The organism is Streptomyces sp. NPDC055140 (assembly GCF_053607285.1).
This window is the reverse complement of the sequence record NZ_JBSGTG010000015.1, coordinates 1-16,447: the sequence shown is the minus strand read 5'-3', so window position 1 is coordinate 16,447 and position 16,447 is coordinate 1. Positions and strand designations below refer to the sequence as shown.

Here is a 16,447-nt window from a genome sequence, read left to right as displayed (position 1 = left end):
GCAGCCATGACCGCCCGCACCCTCACCCCCGGCCCGCTCGCCGCACTCACCGACGACATCCGCCAGCACGGCTACGCCATCGTGCAGACCCACATCGAGCGCGCCCCCACCCACCTCCGCAGCGCCCGCTGTGGCGACCCGGACGGATGCGCCCGGGTCGCAACCCTCCTGACCCTGGCCCTCGCTGAGGTATCCGACGAGAAGGACGCGGTCGGGCTGCGCTTCGAGCGAGACAGTCACGGCGAACTCGTGCGCCTCCCCGTCTGCGACGAGCACCGCACCGAGGCCAGTCATGACCTCTACTACGCGTTCACCGGCCGCACCCGGCCAGACGGCATCCGAGCCTTCGACGTGCCCGGCCAGCACATGCAGTGGACCTGACGTGACCGCCCGACGGCGCTGCGCTGCCTGCGACAGGCCCCTGAAGACCGGCCGCTACCGAACCTGCGTCCGCGGCTGCGGCGCCCCCCTCTGCCGCACCACCCACGTACCGCTGTGCACCGACGTACACGGCGGGCAGTGCCCGAACCTCCAGCCCCCCGAGGAGAACAGCCCATGACCAGCCCAGGAATGCGGGACGCGATCACAGACGCGCTCAACGTGGCCGCCCAAGCCACTACCGACCCCGAGCCTGAGTTCGAACACGTCCCCGACGGCTACTACACCCGCCGAGACATCCCCGTCGAGGAAGTCGACGCTGCCCTCAACCAAGCCGGCCTGCACCGCAACAGCACCGGCATCTAACCCAAGGAGAACCCCATGGATCTGCTCGCAGACGTCAAGCATCACGGCATCACCAGCCTGATCACATCAGCCCGCAACGGACTGCATTCCCTGCCCGACGGGATGGACGACGACTACACCCAGCTCGCGGCGCTCGTCGCCGAAGCCGTCAACCACCGCGGCATCGTCGTCGACAACAAGGCCAAGGCCGAGGCCGAGAAGCTGAGCGACAAGCTCATGGCCTACAAGGCGTGGGGCAACGGTCCCGTGTTCATCACCGAACACCTGAAGCCCGCCCTCGACGCGTTCCTCGACGAACTGCGTGCCGACATCAAGACCGCCGGCCGGTTCGCCGCACAGCCCGCAGCAACCATCGACATGCTCGACCAGCCCGAGGACGTCCGATCCGCCATCCTCCGACTGCACGCCTGCTACCCCAAGTACGGTGCTCTGCGCGCCTCATGGGCCAACATCCGACGAGACGGCGACACCGTCGACCCGCTCGGCCCGAATAGCCCGCTCGCCGAAGTCGCCAACCTCCCCGACCTCGCCCCCGACTGGCAGGCCGCCTACTTCGGGCGCGCCCCTTGGCCGTGGCCGTCGACCGTCCCCCACGTCCGCCTCGGCTGGCTTCTCGCCAACGGCGGCCAGCTGTGGCTCCCCACCGCAGCCGAGCAGGATGCGACATGGCGCAGGTACGACCCGAATGCCGCCAAGGCCGCAGCCTGACCCACAGACCGGCGGCCGGTGCGAGCTACTCCTGTCTCGCGCCGGCCGTCACTGCGCAGTTCTGAACCTGACCGACCTCCGGGAGCCCTCCCCCGCGGTCTTTCCATGATCACCCCCGAGGGGGCACCTGCCCACCCTCCAACCGACTCTCTGAGAGAAGGCACCATGCCCAGCAAGACCGCACAGACCATGAACCAGATCATCCGCGGCACGCAGCCTGAGCCCACCGTCGGTGACCGCAAGACCGCCGATATCCACACCCTGTACAAGCGCGGACTCCAGCAGATTCGCGGCGACCGCAACATGCACCCCGACCGCAAGCGTGTCGAGGCCGCTCGCCTGTACACCACCACCAAGGCCTCGCTCGCCAAGGTGCGCAAGGCGCAGGCCGTCGAGGACGAGACCACGTTCACCAAGCTCGAGCGCAAGCTGTGGGGCTACGACCTCGAGCGTGCCACCGCCATCGACCGGGCCACCCTCGACACCACCATCCGTGACGCACAGGACCGAGCCGCCAAGCTCACCAAGCCGGACCACGCAGCCCGTGCCCTGCGTGATGCCGAGCAGGCAGGTGACCACATCCTCGCCCGAGCCATCGGCAAGCGTGCTCACGACAGGGACTGGGGCGACGTACTGCACGACTACCTCGGCGCTCGGCCCAGTGCGGCCGCTGACTACGAGCAGGCCGGGTCCATCTGGCACAGGCGCAACAGCACCAACGCACGCATGCAGCACAGCATGCAGTACGTCGTGCATAAGCCCGAGGAACTGCGTGGCCTGGCCGACCAGGACGTCGAGGCGATGGCCACCGACCAGGCAGACGCGACTGCCTGATGCCCACAGACCGGCGTCAACGTCACCCACTGCGGCCAGATGTACGGCCAGCCGCATGCCGGGAGCCATGGGCAAGGAGCGAGTTCTCCATTCCTCGTGACGATCCGCCCAGCGCCGACCGGAACGGGGCCGAGCAATCCGGCTCGGCCCCGTCCGGAGACCCGCCGGGGGTGGGGTACACCCCCCGTCCAATCCGCCCGCGGACCGTCGCGGAGGGAAAATGCTGGCGCCGCTGATCTTGATCTTTTGATCAGGGGGCCATACGGCAGAGGAAACCGTCAAGGTTGGGGACTCCGTACACTCCTGCGCATGGAGGGGTGGAAGTTCTGGTGGGGCGTCGCGGCCTTCTTTCTGGGCGGGCTGTCGACTCAGCTGACCGGGTGGATGACCTATCGCCGACAGCGCAAGGACAAGCTCGACGCTGCCGCGGACGCGCTCAGGCAGCGGCGCGAGGAGTTTGAGCTGCAGCACCTCGTCGAGTTCAACGGCCTGTTGCGGGTAGCTGTCGACAAGCTGCAGGACTACGGAGGGACAGTCCGTTGGTCAACACATCTACGGGATACGAACAGCTTCGATGACGAGGCTGAACAGCGCAGGGTCGCCGCCGGCGACGAGTTCCAGGTTGCCCTGTCGAACGTGACTGCTCAGCTCGGATTCATCCTCTCCGACCCGATCCGTCATGCTGCAGCCACGACTGTGACCTACATGGTGGAGCAATACGCGCTGCTCAACACGCCCCACAACCTCGACGTGATTGCTCTCGCCCACAAAGCCGACGAGGTGTACGTCCCTCTCGGGGACCGAGTCCGTGCGATCTACGCAGGGCAGCACGCGGCTGTGCCGTCGCGTCCACGGTGGCGGCAACGGTCCGACGGGAGTTAGCCCCACCCCCGTAGGCGTGGGAGTGGGGCTCTGCAGTGTGCCCTGTGCCGCCCATGACGGCAGACGCACGGGTCTACGGGCGGCCCGCCGGGTAACGCTGTGACGGTGGCGGCACCTTTGGGCACTGCTTGTGAAGGTCGATGCTGGCGCCGGCGCCGGAAGCACTGAACACGTCGCGCTGCTCGGACAGCTGGCCGCGCGCAATGGGTTCTTGGCAGCGCCAGCAGAGGCGGCGTCCCTCGGCGCTCACGACCGGACCGCCCGCAGCGTCATCGAGAGGGCCCGACGAGTCGGGCAGGCCTGCCAGTTGGCAGCGCACCGCTGGCACTTCGTGGCGTGGTCGAGCAGCGCTCGGTACGCCAGATCCACCGGCGTATGGACCAGTGCCGCAGACGCGGTCTGCTCTGTACGCTCGCTCATGTCGACTCCATCTCAGTCGGCCGCGCCCCGGGGCCGTTCGCGCGGCCGCCGGGGTTATCTCATCTGGTCAGGATCTTGTGACGCACGGTGTCGGCTCCATCCCCCGCCGGTAATCTCACCGTGGGATGGCTTTCCATCCCGTCGTGGAAACCGGGGGCCGCGCCATGCCGATCGCACTGGAACCGATCGCACTGCCCGACTGGGCGTGGGAACGCGCCGAGGTACGCCAGGCCCTGCGCTCCCGGGACATGGGCGCCGTCTTCCGGCACGTGCAGCAGTACGCCGGCGCGAGCCAGTCCCGCATTGCCACGGCGACCGGAATGACTCAGGCCCGCGTCAACGAGATCATCAACAAGCGTCGCGAGGTGTCCCGCCTCGACGTGTACGAGCGGATCGCCGACGGGCTTCACATGCCCGACGACGCCCGGCACCTGCTCGGCCTCGCCGCAGGACGGGAGAAGCGCTCCGGAGGTGCAGCATTCGACCTGGCCGCGTTCCCCGAAGTCGTCCGCGTGTACGCCGCACAGAACTCTGCGCGCGAGGAGATCCAGCAGCAGGCCCGTCAAGCCGCGGAGTTGGACGTCCTCGCCGTGCGCGGCCTCGGCCTGATCGGGCTGAACGACAGTCTCCTGCGCGCCTGCCTGCCGCGCGAACAGGGAGGCAAAGGCCTCCGCATCCGTGTGCTGCTCCTCGACCCCGACAGCGACGCCCTGACCCAGCGGGCGGCCGAGATCGGGGAGTCCACCGAGGCCCTCGCCGGCGGGGTGCGGCTGGCCGAGGCTCGGCTACGGGAACTCGCCGGCTCGTGCGACATCGGCGTCTACCGGTATCGCATGCTGCCCACTTGGCGGCTCATCCGCACGGACTCCACCATGTTCGTCAGCGCCTTCGACGCGGGATGGGAAGGCCACGAGAGCGCGACGTACAAGGTGATGGAGACACCGCACGGGCCCCTGTACCGGGGCTTCCGCCGGATGTTCGAGGCCATCGTCGACGGCGCGCAGCGCACGGTCTGAACGGAGAGGGGAACCGCAGGTGATTGAGGCCGAGTTGAAGGCGCGCGTACATGCGCCCGAGGCGGTCATGCGGCGGCTCGACGAGCTCGCAGAGGCCCGCATCGAGATCTATCAGGACACGTATTACGACGAACCGTCGGGCAGCCTGGGGAAGCGGGACCAGGAGCTGCGCGTGCGGACCGTCCATGGTCGGGACAGCATGCGGACGGTCCTGACGTTCAAGGGCGCTGCAGTCGACGAGGCCTCCGGGTCGAAGCCCGAGCATGAGACCCGTGTCGAGGACTCCCATGAGGCGCACGCCATCCTGCAGGGCCTCGGCTACGTTCCGGCGATCGTCTTCGAGAAGCGGTGCCGGAACTACCACTTCGAAGCCCGCGGCCGGCAGCTGCTCGCCACCCTCGTGCGCGTCGCCGAACTCGACGGCACCTTCCTGGAAGTCGAGACTCTCGTCGACGAGGACGACGTCACATCCGCGCTCGACGACATCCGAGCAGTGCTCGCCGAACTCGGCATCGGGCCGGAGGATTTGACGCGAGAGCTGTACACGGACGCCGTGCGGGCACAGCGCCGCTGACCCCAGAAACACGAAAGGCCCCCGTCCTCGAGACCGAGGCGGGGGCCGTTGTCGTGCAGGGAGGGAGGACGCGGAGGGGAGGCGCAACCCCCGAATCCGGGGGTCTGGGGCGTCTTCCTGGAGTGCCTCCCTCGCCTCCCTAACTGGCCATTTCCGCAGGTCATGTACAGGGAGGCGGTAGGGGGAGGCGGTGAGGGAGAACTCCCTCAGTCTTCGGCGCCTCCCTCGTCGTCGGTGTCGTCCTCGCGGGCCGCGATGGCGTCGAGGATCCGGTCGAGACTGACGTGCATCTTCCCGCCGGTCTTGTAGGTGCCGTGCCCGGCGTCGTCGAGGACGGCCTTGAGGTCCCCGAACGTCCACGCCCCGTACTCGGTCGGGTTGTGGTCGACGAGGCGGTGCAGAACGTCCTGCGTGCGCATGCGCGGCTCGTGGCCGAGCACTGCCGCGACGTCGGCGAGATGGTCGACCGGCTGGAAGGCGGGCGCCTGCTCGACTGCACCACCCACCAAGCCCATGGCCCGCTCGACGACCGGCGTCACCTCGTCGATGCCCTTCTCCGGGTCGCGGGCGACGTAGTGGGCTCGGATGATCTCAAACGGCTTGTTGGTGAACCCGTAGGTCACCGCAGTGCCGATGTCCTGCCCGGGAACGAGCTCGGTCGCCCGGATGCCGGCCTTGTACTTGCCCGAGCCGAGCAGCCCGTCGTTGGCGACCTGGTCGCCGACCGCGAACGCCACACGGTGGCTGGTGTTGCGGGTGACGTCGCGCGGGATGCTGTCCGCGGTCGGGGAGACGGTGACCCAGATCAGGGTGATGCCGACCTTGCGGGCCTTCTTCATGACACGAATGGCCAGTTCAGCGGCCTCCTTGCCGTAGTCCTTGCTCATGAACAGTTCGTGGCACTCGTCGAAGACGACGACCTTCGGGCGCATCCGCGGGTCCCGCTGCGCCATCTCGCGGGTGAGCTTGGTCGACTCGCCGCCGAGCTCCTCGAGGAGCTTGCCCCGCTCGGTGACCTCGTTGGCCAGGCCGCGCAGCGCGTCGAGGCCGGCGCGCAGGTCTTCCGGGTCGTCGCCCTTGACCAGGGTTCGCAGCCGGGGCCTGAGCGGGTCGTAGTCGACATTCGCCGCCATCACGTAGACCTCGGCGATGACGAGCGGGTCGAGGATCGCGCCGAGCAGCAGGGAGACGACGATGGACGTCTTGCCGGAGCCCATGATCCCGCCGACGATCCAGTTCTTGCCCATCAGCTGCCCGATGATCTCGTCACCGCGCTGGGACACGGCGACCGGCACGCCCTTGAAGTAGTCGGTCGTGCCCTCGTGCAGGAGCGGCCAGTCAGGCACGACGCCGTTCAATGAGCCCTGGTCAGCGACCCACAGATCGAGGATGCCGGGCATGGTGGGCGGTTCGGTCGGCCACGTCTCGACGGGCTTGCGCATCAGGTTGTGCGCGAGGACGTTCTTCTTCGCGTTGACCATCTCGACGGTGACGCCGAGGGGAAGCTGCAGCTGGGTGTGGTACCCGTTGCCGAGCCTCGTCGTGGGCTGAATCCAACGAGGCTTCCACCCTTCCTTTATGGCGGCGTTGAGCGACGCAATGCCGAGCTTGCCCAGGGCCCGAAGGATGGCGTTCTCGTCGGGGATGACGCCCTGGTCGCCCGTGTCGGCGGGAAGTGCCCAGGTGGGGGCGGTCTGGCGGTTGCGGCCGACGGCCCAGGCGCCGGCGAGTGCGAGCCAGGGCAGCGCGTGCAGGAGCGGGTCCCAGATGACGCCAGCGAGGAACGCGACCCAGGCCACGAACGAGACAGTGGCGCGGATCGGAGCGAGGACGTCGTGCACGTCGTGGTTGGCCCACGCGAGCATGATGCCGAGCATCAGCAGGATGCCCCCGCCCGCGGCCGTGCCCATGGCAACAGCCTTGGGGGCGTTGATGGCGAGCTGCAGGAGCTCCATGCGGCGGCGGTGGCGGGACTGACGGTAGATGTATGCGCGCTGCTCCCAGTCGCGGGCCACGTCCTCCTGGCCGGCGGCCTCCGCGGCGCGCATCATCCGCTCGTGCCGGGCGGTCGTCCGGGAATCCCAGGTCCGGCGGGCCAGTACGCGCGTCCCGCCGAGTACGTAGGCGCCGTGCCGGACGGTGAACCGGTACGTGGGACTCTTCCGGGTCTCGACGAACACGCGCCGCAGAGAGTCGATACGGACCCTGCGGTGAACGCGCGGCGAGCTCTGTTCGGCCTGCTCAGGAGCCTGCTCCGGCTCGAACTTGATGAGGGACAGCTTCGGCTTCGTATGCCCGTTGACGCGCTCCGGGACGGTCTCCGTCATGCTGGGTGCCTCCTGTTTCGTGACGTATTTCGTGACGGAAATGCGGGAGACCCGGGGCGGCCGGCGGTTCCTAGGCCGGTGACGGCCGCCCCGGGGCGTTGCTACTTGGTGTTGCCGCGCTCGCGTGCCTTGTCGGCGTTCTGCTCGAGGATTCGCTTCTGCCGGGTGGTGAGCTGGCCGCGGCGCATCATGGCGACGCCGATGATGGCGGTGTTCCGGGCGATCTCTCCGGCCGTGTACTTGGGCTTCGGCATGGTCACTTCTCCTTGTCAGCGGTGCTTCTGGATGTCGCTCCACATGGAGCGCAGGACGAGCAGGCAGGCCGTGGCGCAGACGCCGCCGACGGCTACGGCGACCGCCAGGAGCGCGGCAGCCATGGCGAGCGCCGTCACAGCGACCGCCCCGCCGACGACGACGCCACCGATGACGAGCCACTTCGTCGCGTCGAACTCCTGCCGGTTCGCCGGCGGCTGTACGGCCTGCTGCTGACTGTTGAGCAGCTGCTGGGCGGCGAGGATCGCGACGATCTGCCGTGTCAGGTCCGTGTTCTCCGCAGCCTCGACCGCGTCCCGGGCGGCCTTCTCGATGTCGCTCATGACCGGGCCTCCACGACTTCGCGGCGCAACTCGGTCGCGTCACGGCGACTGAGGCCGAGTTCGTCCTGCAGCGTCTTGATGGTCACCGGCCGCCGCGTCGACCTGACCGCATCTGCGTGCAGGCTGCGGGCCTTCCTGCGCAGGTCAGCAGGGGTGAGGGTCACCACCTCGGTGACCATCTGCCGGGCAGTCTCTGCGGGTACTGCAGCGGTCAGCGCGGGCAGCTTCTCCGGGCCCACGTCGTCCCACATGAACGGCGCGGCCGTCATCACAGCTGCCGCCGGAATGACCACCGGAGCAGGCTCCAGTGCGGCCTGCGGCTGGTCGTCCTCGACCGGCTCGACGGTCACCTCGGTGGTCACCTCGACCGGCTCGGCGTGCTCGATGAGCGCCTGGTGGATCTGCCGCATGAGGGCACCGAACGCGAGCAGGGCGGCCGTGGGCGGCACCGCGGCAACCACGTAGTCGAGGAGCTCCGCATTCGAGCCGACCCCGGCCACGTTCAACGCGATAGAGCCCCCGGAGCCGACGACGGTAAGGCCGATCGCCCAGCCGTCGACCTTGCGGCCGATCGCGGCCCGCAGCATCAGCAGCTCACCCGCGACGATGAACAGGTCGAGCGTCGCCGGCCACGCCCACGCCCGCACTTCCTTGTCCTGCATGCCGTGCTGGTGGGCGACCTCCGCCAGGTGCGCGTAGGACAGCCAGAACGCGGCGGCCGTCAGGGCGACGATGACGATCCCGGCCGCAATGGCCAGAGCTCGGGTTGGATCGATGTTCTTCATTCGCCCACCTCCTGGAGGGCAGAGCGCACGGTCCGATGTGCGCACAGACAGACGGCCGCGCGGTCCTTGCGCTCGTTCGCTTCGAGGAGCGCGGCCAGAAGGGCAGGGACGGAGGGGAGGGGCCGCGCCGACCGGTCGACCGCACGGAGCGCGGCATGCTCGGTCGGCCGGCGGATCGGCCATCGGGAGCTCATACGAGGTCACCTCGCAGGCGGATCGCCTCGGCGGCGACCTTCTCCATCCGGCGGGCGGCCGTGCGCAGCGCACCGGCCAGATGCGAGATCTCCTCGGCCTCGAAGTCGCCGTGCAGGTCGAGAACGACCGACACCCGCGGGACCAGTTCGGCGAACGGCGCCCACGTCATCCACACCCACAGCAGCGACTGCAAGCCGTGGGAGTAGGTGTCCGCGGCGGCCTTCACCCGTACCGAGTTGTGGGCGATGTCGTTCCGGCCGATCTCGCCGTCGGGCTGCCAGCCGTGCCCGATGCACCAGGCGGGGCAGTCGAAGGTGACCGGCCCGTGGTCCATCGTGTTCAGCGTCACGGTGCGGGGCTCGGTCACTTCTGCACTCCCGCCTGGTCGAGGGCGGCGAGCAGGTCACGCAGGACGTAGTGGAGGCCATAAGCGGCGCGGATCATCGCGTCCCGGTCGTGGATGTTCTCCTGGCCCTTCTCGTCGAGGACCTGCCGGGCCCGGTCGAGGGCCTGCCGCAGCGGTGGGACGAGCGCGTGTACGTCGCTCTTCGGGTCGTACAGCGGGTCGTGGGAGCTCATGCGGCACGCACCCGGCGCGGGTTGACGAGGGCGGACTGGCCGTCCTCGGTGAACTCCGACAGCTGGTACGGCGCGGGCAGGTCGGGCAGCTCGACGTGGAGCGTCCGCCCCAGCATCGCGCGGGCCATCATGTCGTGCTCGGCCGACGGCCGGCCCGCGGGAAGGATGAAGCGGATCCGGCCCGCCTTGACGACCGCGATGCCGGTGAACTCCGGCTCGTCGATCGCGTAGACGTTGAGCTCTATCCCGAACTCGGAGAGGAGATCCTCGAGCGGGGCGTCCAGCAGATGGTCGGCGGACGGCTTGACGGGGATGGGAAGATTTCCCATAGCGGTTCTCCTGCTTACTCAGGTGATCCGTAGGCCCCTTCACGGTGTTGACGCACCGAGTTGGGGCCGCTCCTTTTCCGGGAGCTAGTGAGTCGACTCTACGACCATGCGAGTCGAAAAACAACTCACTCGCAGATGTTGCTTCCCGTTCGTGCAGTACGTATGCCGTACACATGATTGCGGGATGCTACGGGAAGCCACGAGATAACCCGGGATGATAAACGCGCAGGTCAGAGGGCTAGTGAGGTGCAGTCGCTGATCACGCGAGTGGCTCTAACGGACTCCTAAAGCGGGTGTCGCAGGTTCGAATCCTGCCGGGGGCACCAGCCAAAAGGCCACCTACCGATCTTGGTAGGTGGCCTTTGACATCTACGTCTGACATCAACGGGGGCGGTCACTGACGACCGGGACGCCTCCTGAGTAGCCGGTCCATGTGACTCATGGCCTCGCGCTGGGTGTCCTGGACGACGTGCGTATAGACGTCCATGGTGATGCTGATCTGTGAATGCCCGAGGATCTCCCTCACGACGCGGGGCGCGACTCCGGCCGCCGTGAGAAGGGTGGCCGTGCCGTGCCGGGCGTCGTGGAGACGGATGACGCGGATGCCGGCGGACTGGGCGACGCGCGTGAACGAGCGGTACACGTTGCGCGGCTCGACCGGGCGTCCGGTGCGAGTGGTGAAGACGTAGTCCGACCCGGTCACCCAGGTCTCCCCCGCCTTGGCGCGAGCAGCTGCTTGCCGCATCCGATGCCAGCGCAGCGGCGCGATGCAGAGGCCCGGCAGCGGGACGACGCGACGACGACGGCTCTTGGGATCGTCGTCGTACAGGACGCCACGACGGCGCTGCGTCTGCTGGCGCACGTAGAGGACGCGGTTCTCGAGGTCGAGGTATCCGGAGCCAGGCAGGCGGGTGCTCGATGTCGAGCAGTCCGGCGGTGGCGACGTTGGCGCCGAGCGAGGCGAACAGCGCGACGGCGAACCAGCACCAGGCGAGCCGGGAGCGGCGGTCGGCCCGGAGCCGGCGCCAGGCGGCGACCAGGAGCAGGTCGACGCTGACCGGGTAGGCCCAGGCCTTCCAGCCGTCTTGTCCGGCAGCGGCGGCCAGGTCGTGGAGGTGGGCGAAGGAGAGGGCTCCGGCGATGACGGCCTGGACGAGTACGGCGTCCGGGCGGAGCGCGGTGCGGGCCGCCATGGGTCAGTCCTCCGTGGGGTCGTCGCCGTCGCGGTGCGGCATGGGCGGCAGGACCCCGATGGGGAGGGACAGGGCGAGCGCGGGGGCGAGGACCTGGACGAACGCGGCGTCGGTCTCGTATCGCCGCTCGTAGAGGTCCAGTGCGCCGAGGAGGGCGGCGGTGCGGGCGAAGTCCTCGTTGGCTTCCATGGGTTGGCCTCCTTTTTTCGGCATGGGCGGGGTAGGGAGCTGGCGCGGGGCGGTGGCGCCGACCGTGGAGCGGAGGGGGTCAGGCCGTGACCGGGGCGGCCTTGCTGAGCGGCACGGTGGCCGGGGAGAACGCGGCGACGGCGGGCCGGAACGCGGCGAGCGCGGGAAGGTCCGGGGCGCGGTCGGCGTGGGCGTTGCAGAGGTTCACGGCGTCACGCAGCGAGGTGTGCGGGGCGCGGATGCGGGTCCAGCCGCCGGTCGAGTCACCGACGACGGCGATGCCGGGGGTGTCGGGTGAGATCTGGATGGCGGCCATCACGGCGTCCGGGGAGATGTCTCCGAAGGCCATGTTGGCGCTGGTCTCGTCGTTGACGCGGTGGGCGGTGCGGCCGGTGAGCTGGGCGCGGAGCATGGTGATGCCCTTGCCGAGTTCGGAGCCGAAGCGCTGGCCGCAGATCTCCAGATAGATGCCGGCCGCGCGGCCGAGCTGGGCGAGGCGGACCAGGGCGGTGATGATGCGGTCGCGGCGCTTCTCCTCGTCCCTGCTTGCGAAGAGGGCGAGTTCGGCGACCTCGTCGACCAGGACGACGACCGGGGTGGGGCGCAGGTCGGCGGGCAGGTCACAGATGTCGGCGGCGATCTCCGCGTCCGGGACGGCGACGCTGATGCGCTGTTAGGCGCGGATGAGCTGGTAGACGTCGGCCATGTGGGCAACGAGAGCTTCGAGGAGGTCGAGCGCGGTGTCCGGGTTGTCGGCCAGAGCCGAGAAGCGGCGGGAGAGCGGGAAGAGTTCGACGCCCTGTTTGCAGTCGATGCCGACCAAGGTGACGTCGAGCGGGGCGAGCCCGCAGACGAGATTACGCTGGTAGACGGACTTGCCGGACTCGGTGGCGCCGAGGGTCAGGCCGTGCGGAACGGCGCGGTAGTGGATCGCTCCGTCCTCGCGCAGGGCGACCGGGACGCGGAGCGGTGACGTGCTTCCGGAGGTCTTGGGGGCGGGCATCTGGACACGCTGAAGGACGTTGTAGCCGGTCATCCGCAGCTCGACGACACCGGAGCGGAGTTCGCGGGAGCTGACGCCGTACATCCCGAAGGAGTGACGCAGTCGGTCGGTGGCGGCGGTGAAGTCGAAGGCGTCCTGCCCGGGGCGGAGCTTGAGCCGTAAGACGAGGCCGGTTCGGGTGGGACGCAGACGCAGGATGCGTGGCGAACGCGACTCCGGCACGGGCCGGTTGGCCATCCGGGCGAATGCGAGGCGCCAGCGTGAGGGCGGGACCGTGAGCCCGCAGGCCTCCATCACGGAGGTGTAGCGGACCAGAAGCCGCACCGAGGCGAGTACGGCGCCGAAGCAGAGCCAGTACCAGGCGGGGCGCCGCCACCGCAGAAGACCTGCGGCGACGGCCACCACCACGAGCACGATGACGATGAACTCGCCCATGATCAGGCCGCCTTTGCCTTGGCTGCACCGGCAACCAGCGAGGTGACGGCGACGGCGACGGAACGCGATGCCGTGCCGCTTCTGACCGTTGAACTCGTTCTCCCACGGACGGGCGATCAGGCCGGTGAGAGCGACCGGAGTACCCATCGTCAGCTCATCGGAGACGCCGGTCTCGGGGACCGTGACAGACAGGATCTCCACCTCGTCGTTGGCCGCGAACATCACGTCCACGGTCATCAACTTGCCGCCGGTCTCGGCATCCAGGGCGATCTCGCCGGTCCGGCGGTCCTTGATCTTGACCTGCGGGGTCTTGGCGACCATCACGGTGGCAGTGGAGGTGTCGACGGGGATCTGACGCACAGCGGATCACTCCTATACAGAGGCTGAACTCCGTCACTCATGTACATGAGTGACATGAAGAAGAGTGCATCACTCCTATACATGAGTCAACCCGCCGCGACAGATAAGTCACGGCGGGCTGTGAGGAGTTGAGCGCGCGTCAGTCGGCGGCGGGGATCCGGTACTCGAAAACGAACTGGTCAGCGGCCATGAGGGTGTCGCACACCTCGACCACGCGACCTTCGGCCGTACGAGCCTCACGGATCAGGTGAACCACTGGCGCACCGGGGCTCAGCGCCAGTTCGGATGCCTCCGCCTTGGAGGCCGGCCGCGCTTGCAGCGTCTCGACGAACTCGGCGAACTCGTGCCCATGGTCTTCGAGTCGGGCATAGATGCCGCCACCGCCGGGGTTCTCGGCGAACAGCTCGGGGATGTCCTTCACGACGTCCCACGGAAGGTAGGAGGAAGCCGTCTCGACCGGGGTGCCGTTGCGGAAGTAGAGGCGTCGACGCGCGAGGACCTGAGTGCCGGCCGCAACGCCGAGTCGCTCGGCCGCATCCTCCGGGGCCTCCATGGGGCCGATGTAGAGAACGCTGACCTTCGCCGTGGCGCCGGACTGCGCGGACTCGGCGAGGTAGGCAGCTTTGCCGCCTTGGCGGTGGGAACGACGGAAGCGATCCGAGGAGCGATGCCGCACCGGCGGCCGGTCCTTCACGATCGAGCCCTTGCCGTGCCGGGTCTCCACGAGCCCACTGGCCCGCACCTCGACCATGGCCTTACGGATCGTGCCGCCCGAAACTTCGTAGCGGTCCACCAGCTCCGACTCACTCGGCACCATGTCTCCGGGCTTGAGGACTCCGCCCCTGATCTGCTGAACGATGTCGTCAGCGATCTGCACGTACCGAGGTACGGCCCTCCCCTCTCCTGCTGCAGTTCCCATAGTCCTTCTCTTCCTCCTATGCTCCTGTACATGAGTAACAGCGCCCAGGAAGGCCAGTCAACGCCACTGCACTCCGTGTCCGTAGCCGGAGTGGTGGTGCGCGACGACGGCCGACTCCTGGCAATCCGCCGCGCGGACAATGGCACCTGGGAGCTCCCCGGCGGTGTACTCGAGCTCGACGAGACCCCGGAGGCGGGCGTACGCCGCGAAGTCTGGGAAGAAACCGGCATCCACGTCGAGGTGGACGAGCTGACCGGGGTCTACAAGAACACCACCCGAGGCATTGTCGCCTTGGTGTTCCGCTGCAAGCCTGCGGGCGGCGTCGAACGAACGTCGAGTGAGTCGACGGCCGTTGAGTGGCTGACACCCGACGAGGTCACGCAGTACATGGCCGAGGTCTACTCGATCCGGCTCCTGGACGCCCTTGATGGGGCTGGCCCCCATGTGCGAAGCCATGACGGCAAGCGCCTGACGCCAGCGCGATAGAACTTTCTCTACTTCATCAAGCACCTGGCTGCGCTCCGCTCCGCCGGGCGGGCTTCCCGGCTGCGCCGACGCCCGCCCACTGTGGATAGGCCCGAAGGTCATGAGTCGAGCACCCGACGTACGCGGCCAGCGGTCAAGGGCATGCCTCCGGCGGGGGATCGACCGGCACCGGGTGGGAGGGGCGCCGTTCCCGGCCGCGGGCACATCGTGGCGAGCGTGGTGAGCTCCCATCCCGTCCACCATCGACCCAGGCAGAGCCGAGCAGACGCGGCCCATGGCGTCCAGGTCGTTCGTACAGTGGTGGGTTGGGGATGGTGGGGAGGTGCGCGACTTTGTTCACGAGAACGGATAGGTCATGTGCACCACTTTGGAAGACACTCAGGCGGCGACTCTTTGACTGTTGTCATGAAAGCCCGGTCCATGCGACGGTCGACAACATGAAGCTCTACTCAGGGAGTTGGCGACCTCCCACTGGCGTCGCCATGCAGCGTCGATACGAGGGGGCGGGCGCCCTGGTGCTGGCTGGGAAGGCAGCGTTCACGGCGTTCGTGACGGCCGTCCCGAAGGGCGCCTGCAATTGAGTAGCCAGAGGGGTTGGTGGATTCTCGTGGAGGGCCCAAAGGATCTTCTCGGAGACTCTCGTTCGCTTCTGCTCCAATCGATCCCGGTCGATGGAGGCCCGGAGCAGGCCGCCGCTCAGGCTGCTGAGGTGGCTCGCACCCACGTACCTGCCCGCTACGGAACCCTGAAGCCTGAGGAGTGCGGTCGGAGAGTATTCCGGACCACGGACAGGGAATGGCTCGTGGAGTTCACTCGTAGGACGTGGCCTGACAGCTACGCGTTCCCCTCCACGGACACAGCTCTCATGCGGGTCTCGATCGCCGAGCTTGAGTATGAGCAAGAGGCCCTGGAGCCTGAGCAGCCTGCCAAGAAGGGCAAGTTTGGGCGTCTGGGCAAGGGCTGACGTGGAGCGAGGCCCGAATCGTCAAGGGCCCCTGGGTCGTGTGACACCAGCGGCCGACACCAACAAGGGCGTACGGCGCCGATCAACGCTGAACCTCGGCGGTAGCTGGACCAGCGCTCAGCGGACGTTCATCAAGGTCGGGAGAGCACCTCGATCGACCTGATAAGGATGAAGCCACCGCTCCAACTCCGTAGTCATCGCGGACGAGGCGAAAGCCAAGCTCAGATGGTGCTCAAGACTTTCCGTTTCAGGTTCCTCGAGCAGGACCGGTCTGCCATGTTCATCTCCACGCGAAACACGATCGTGCATCGCGGGCTACTGCCACAGGCAGCTAAGGAGGCGAAAATGTTTGGAACAATGGGCCCGGGAGCCTTGATCCCCGCAGCCGTCACGGTCGTTGCCATCGCAGGTCTCGCCATAGTTGTCGCCAGGTGGGTCAGGGCACGGGGACGGTAGACCCCCGGGCGAGGCAGGCCGCCAACGTGCCCGTGCCACAACCGCGCCAGATGGGGCGGGGACTCACGGGGAACTCCGGCTACCGGCGGGGGTCGTAGTCAGTAGGTGCCTAGGTCCGCATCCTGCAGGTCAGACGCCAGATCCCCCCACCTCGCTCCTAAGGCGGTGGTCCGAGTCAAGGGATGCCCCAGTTCAGCCTCTTGAGGGGTGAGGCGTAGCCCAGCCTCAAGTGCTCGACCCTTCGGAAGTCGTGTCACGCCTCCCAGGTACGTTGAGCCGTCAGCCGAGGGGGAACGCTCGCGAGGGAGCGCCCCGCAACGCGTGGCTGCGGGGCGCCGATCCACTTTCACAACGGGCCCTAGTGTTCTGAGTCAGGAATTCTGTTCAGATAACTGGCGAGGCGTTCGAGAATCTCGTCTGCAGTCTTGGTCCAGACGTAGGGCTTGGGATCGG

19 protein-coding genes and 4 pseudogenes are annotated in these 16,447 nt (G+C 68.0%); 8 read left to right on the top strand and 15 right to left on the bottom strand.

The annotated features are described in order from the left end of the window. The first annotated feature begins 6 nt into the window (after nucleotides 1-6). The 5 genes from ACWFR4_RS26265 to ACWFR4_RS26245 all read left to right on the top strand — a co-directional run bounded on the left by ACWFR4_RS26265 (nucleotide 7) and on the right by ACWFR4_RS26245 (nucleotide 3,168). On the top strand, nucleotides 7-381 hold the full coding sequence (locus ACWFR4_RS26265; protein ID WP_453654837.1) for a hypothetical protein: 375 nt from the start codon (nucleotides 7-9) through the stop codon (nucleotides 379-381). A 174-nt stretch (nucleotides 382-555) separates the two neighbouring features. Continuing rightward, on the top strand, nucleotides 556-744 hold the full coding sequence (locus ACWFR4_RS26260; protein ID WP_453654835.1) for a hypothetical protein: 189 nt from the start codon (nucleotides 556-558) through the stop codon (nucleotides 742-744). Between the two features lie 15 nt (nucleotides 745-759). Then, the gene (locus ACWFR4_RS26255) at nucleotides 760-1,452 is read left to right on the top strand and encodes a hypothetical protein (RefSeq protein ID WP_453654833.1); all 693 of its coding nucleotides are present in this window, start codon (nucleotides 760-762) and stop codon (nucleotides 1,450-1,452) included. A gap of 165 nt (nucleotides 1,453-1,617) precedes the next feature. Then, nucleotides 1,618-2,286: a hypothetical protein gene (locus tag ACWFR4_RS26250; RefSeq protein WP_453654831.1), complete on the top strand. Its 669-nt coding sequence runs from the start codon at nucleotides 1,618-1,620 to the stop codon at nucleotides 2,284-2,286. A gap of 309 nt (nucleotides 2,287-2,595) precedes the next feature. Then, entirely contained in the window at nucleotides 2,596-3,168 is a 573-nt protein-coding gene (locus ACWFR4_RS26245; RefSeq protein WP_453654829.1) for a hypothetical protein, read from the top strand. A gap of 246 nt (nucleotides 3,169-3,414) precedes the next feature. Here the strand turns inward: ACWFR4_RS26245 and ACWFR4_RS26240 are convergent, their stop codons facing one another. Beyond that, nucleotides 3,415-3,588 carry a hypothetical protein gene (locus tag ACWFR4_RS26240; protein ID WP_453654827.1) on the bottom strand — a complete coding sequence of 58 codons (174 nt, stop codon included), beginning with the start codon at nucleotides 3,586-3,588 and terminating at the stop codon, nucleotides 3,415-3,417. Nucleotides 3,589-3,752: 164 nt separating this feature from the next. Here ACWFR4_RS26240 and ACWFR4_RS26235 point away from each other — a divergent pair, with 164 nt between their 5' ends. Further along, nucleotides 3,753-4,604, top strand: coding sequence for a helix-turn-helix domain-containing protein (locus ACWFR4_RS26235; protein ID WP_453654825.1), 852 nt, complete (start codon nucleotides 3,753-3,755; stop codon nucleotides 4,602-4,604). A 19-nt stretch (nucleotides 4,605-4,623) separates the two neighbouring features. Further along, nucleotides 4,624-5,178 (top strand): class IV adenylate cyclase, encoded by a 555-nt coding sequence (gene cyaB / locus ACWFR4_RS26230; RefSeq protein ID WP_453654823.1) that lies wholly within the window; start codon nucleotides 4,624-4,626, stop codon nucleotides 5,176-5,178. 206 nt (nucleotides 5,179-5,384) lie between these two features. Here cyaB and ACWFR4_RS26225 read toward each other — a convergent pair whose 3' ends face one another. From ACWFR4_RS26225 to ACWFR4_RS26160, 14 genes and pseudogenes are all read right to left on the bottom strand, one after another. Next, nucleotides 5,385-7,505, bottom strand: coding sequence for a cell division protein FtsK (locus ACWFR4_RS26225; protein ID WP_453654821.1), 2,121 nt, complete (start codon nucleotides 7,503-7,505; stop codon nucleotides 5,385-5,387). A 101-nt stretch (nucleotides 7,506-7,606) separates the two neighbouring features. Continuing rightward, nucleotides 7,607-7,759 carry a hypothetical protein gene (locus tag ACWFR4_RS26220; RefSeq protein ID WP_453503242.1) on the bottom strand — a complete coding sequence of 51 codons (153 nt, stop codon included), beginning with the start codon at nucleotides 7,757-7,759 and terminating at the stop codon, nucleotides 7,607-7,609. Nucleotides 7,760-7,774: 15 nt separating this feature from the next. Further along, a complete protein-coding gene (locus ACWFR4_RS26215; protein ID WP_453654819.1) occupies nucleotides 7,775-8,101 on the bottom strand; it encodes a hypothetical protein in 327 nt (108 codons plus the stop codon). Beyond that, nucleotides 8,098-8,886, bottom strand: a complete 789-nt coding sequence (locus tag ACWFR4_RS26210; protein WP_453654817.1) for a DUF2637 domain-containing protein — start codon at nucleotides 8,884-8,886, stop codon at nucleotides 8,098-8,100. The genes ACWFR4_RS26215 and ACWFR4_RS26210 overlap by 4 nt, the downstream gene beginning before the upstream one ends. Then, nucleotides 8,883-9,080 carry a hypothetical protein gene (locus tag ACWFR4_RS26205; protein WP_453654815.1) on the bottom strand — a complete coding sequence of 66 codons (198 nt, stop codon included), beginning with the start codon at nucleotides 9,078-9,080 and terminating at the stop codon, nucleotides 8,883-8,885. The genes ACWFR4_RS26210 and ACWFR4_RS26205 overlap by 4 nt, the downstream gene beginning before the upstream one ends. Next, nucleotides 9,077-9,448, bottom strand: coding sequence for a DUF6907 domain-containing protein (locus ACWFR4_RS26200; protein WP_453654813.1), 372 nt, complete (start codon nucleotides 9,446-9,448; stop codon nucleotides 9,077-9,079). Before ACWFR4_RS26200 ends, ACWFR4_RS26205 begins: the two co-directional genes overlap by 4 nt. Then, nucleotides 9,445-9,660 carry a hypothetical protein gene (locus ACWFR4_RS26195; protein WP_453654811.1) on the bottom strand — a complete coding sequence of 72 codons (216 nt, stop codon included), beginning with the start codon at nucleotides 9,658-9,660 and terminating at the stop codon, nucleotides 9,445-9,447. The genes ACWFR4_RS26200 and ACWFR4_RS26195 overlap by 4 nt, the downstream gene beginning before the upstream one ends. Further along, complete coding sequence (locus ACWFR4_RS26190; protein WP_453654809.1) at nucleotides 9,657-9,989, bottom strand: hypothetical protein; 333 nt, start codon at nucleotides 9,987-9,989, stop codon at nucleotides 9,657-9,659. The genes ACWFR4_RS26195 and ACWFR4_RS26190 overlap by 4 nt, the downstream gene beginning before the upstream one ends. A gap of 394 nt (nucleotides 9,990-10,383) precedes the next feature. Beyond that, nucleotides 10,384-10,878 (bottom strand): annotated as a pseudogene (locus tag ACWFR4_RS26185) (tyrosine-type recombinase/integrase); the annotation flags it as partial. 4 nt (nucleotides 10,879-10,882) lie between these two features. Beyond that, nucleotides 10,883-11,182: pseudogene (locus ACWFR4_RS26180) on the bottom strand (DUF2637 domain-containing protein); the annotation flags it as partial. Between the two features lie 3 nt (nucleotides 11,183-11,185). Next, a complete protein-coding gene (locus tag ACWFR4_RS26175; RefSeq protein WP_453460503.1) occupies nucleotides 11,186-11,371 on the bottom strand; it encodes a hypothetical protein in 186 nt (61 codons plus the stop codon). 79 nt (nucleotides 11,372-11,450) lie between these two features. After that, nucleotides 11,451-12,809, bottom strand: a pseudogene (locus ACWFR4_RS26170) (FtsK/SpoIIIE domain-containing protein). A 69-nt stretch (nucleotides 12,810-12,878) separates the two neighbouring features. After that, nucleotides 12,879-13,169 (bottom strand): annotated as a pseudogene (locus ACWFR4_RS26165) (SCO3933 family regulatory protein); the annotation flags it as partial. A 139-nt stretch (nucleotides 13,170-13,308) separates the two neighbouring features. After that, a complete protein-coding gene (locus ACWFR4_RS26160) occupies nucleotides 13,309-14,088 on the bottom strand; it encodes a GntR family transcriptional regulator (protein WP_453460500.1) in 780 nt (259 codons plus the stop codon). A gap of 18 nt (nucleotides 14,089-14,106) precedes the next feature. Here ACWFR4_RS26160 and ACWFR4_RS26155 point away from each other — a divergent pair, with 18 nt between their 5' ends. Then, complete coding sequence (locus ACWFR4_RS26155) at nucleotides 14,107-14,574, top strand: NUDIX hydrolase (protein ID WP_383086677.1); 468 nt, start codon at nucleotides 14,107-14,109, stop codon at nucleotides 14,572-14,574. The last annotated feature ends 1,873 nt before the right edge of the window (nucleotides 14,575-16,447 follow it).

Coding starts and splice junctions, on each gene's coding strand:
- ACWFR4_RS26265 (WP_453654837.1), top strand. CDS start 7: ATGACCGCCCGCACCCTCACCCCCGGCCCGCTCGCCGCACTCACCGAC.
- ACWFR4_RS26160 (WP_453460500.1), bottom strand. CDS start 14,088: ATGGGAACTGCAGCAGGAGAGGGGAGGGCCGTACCTCGGTACGTGCAG.
- ACWFR4_RS26235 (WP_453654825.1), top strand. CDS start 3,753: ATGCCGATCGCACTGGAACCGATCGCACTGCCCGACTGGGCGTGGGAA.
- ACWFR4_RS26260 (WP_453654835.1), top strand. CDS start 556: ATGACCAGCCCAGGAATGCGGGACGCGATCACAGACGCGCTCAACGTG.
- ACWFR4_RS26225 (WP_453654821.1), bottom strand. CDS start 7,505: ATGACGGAGACCGTCCCGGAGCGCGTCAACGGGCATACGAAGCCGAAG.
- ACWFR4_RS26250 (WP_453654831.1), top strand. CDS start 1,618: ATGCCCAGCAAGACCGCACAGACCATGAACCAGATCATCCGCGGCACG.
- ACWFR4_RS26240 (WP_453654827.1), bottom strand. CDS start 3,588: ATGAGCGAGCGTACAGAGCAGACCGCGTCTGCGGCACTGGTCCATACG.
- ACWFR4_RS26255 (WP_453654833.1), top strand. CDS start 760: ATGGATCTGCTCGCAGACGTCAAGCATCACGGCATCACCAGCCTGATC.
- ACWFR4_RS26205 (WP_453654815.1), bottom strand. CDS start 9,080: ATGAGCTCCCGATGGCCGATCCGCCGGCCGACCGAGCATGCCGCGCTC.
- ACWFR4_RS26195 (WP_453654811.1), bottom strand. CDS start 9,660: ATGAGCTCCCACGACCCGCTGTACGACCCGAAGAGCGACGTACACGCG.
- ACWFR4_RS26245 (WP_453654829.1), top strand. CDS start 2,596: ATGGAGGGGTGGAAGTTCTGGTGGGGCGTCGCGGCCTTCTTTCTGGGC.
- ACWFR4_RS26190 (WP_453654809.1), bottom strand. CDS start 9,989: ATGGGAAATCTTCCCATCCCCGTCAAGCCGTCCGCCGACCATCTGCTG.
- ACWFR4_RS26175 (WP_453460503.1), bottom strand. CDS start 11,371: ATGGAAGCCAACGAGGACTTCGCCCGCACCGCCGCCCTCCTCGGCGCA.
- ACWFR4_RS26210 (WP_453654817.1), bottom strand. CDS start 8,886: ATGAAGAACATCGATCCAACCCGAGCTCTGGCCATTGCGGCCGGGATC.
- ACWFR4_RS26220 (WP_453503242.1), bottom strand. CDS start 7,759: ATGCCGAAGCCCAAGTACACGGCCGGAGAGATCGCCCGGAACACCGCC.
- ACWFR4_RS26155 (WP_383086677.1), top strand. CDS start 14,107: ATGCTCCTGTACATGAGTAACAGCGCCCAGGAAGGCCAGTCAACGCCA.
- ACWFR4_RS26215 (WP_453654819.1), bottom strand. CDS start 8,101: ATGAGCGACATCGAGAAGGCCGCCCGGGACGCGGTCGAGGCTGCGGAG.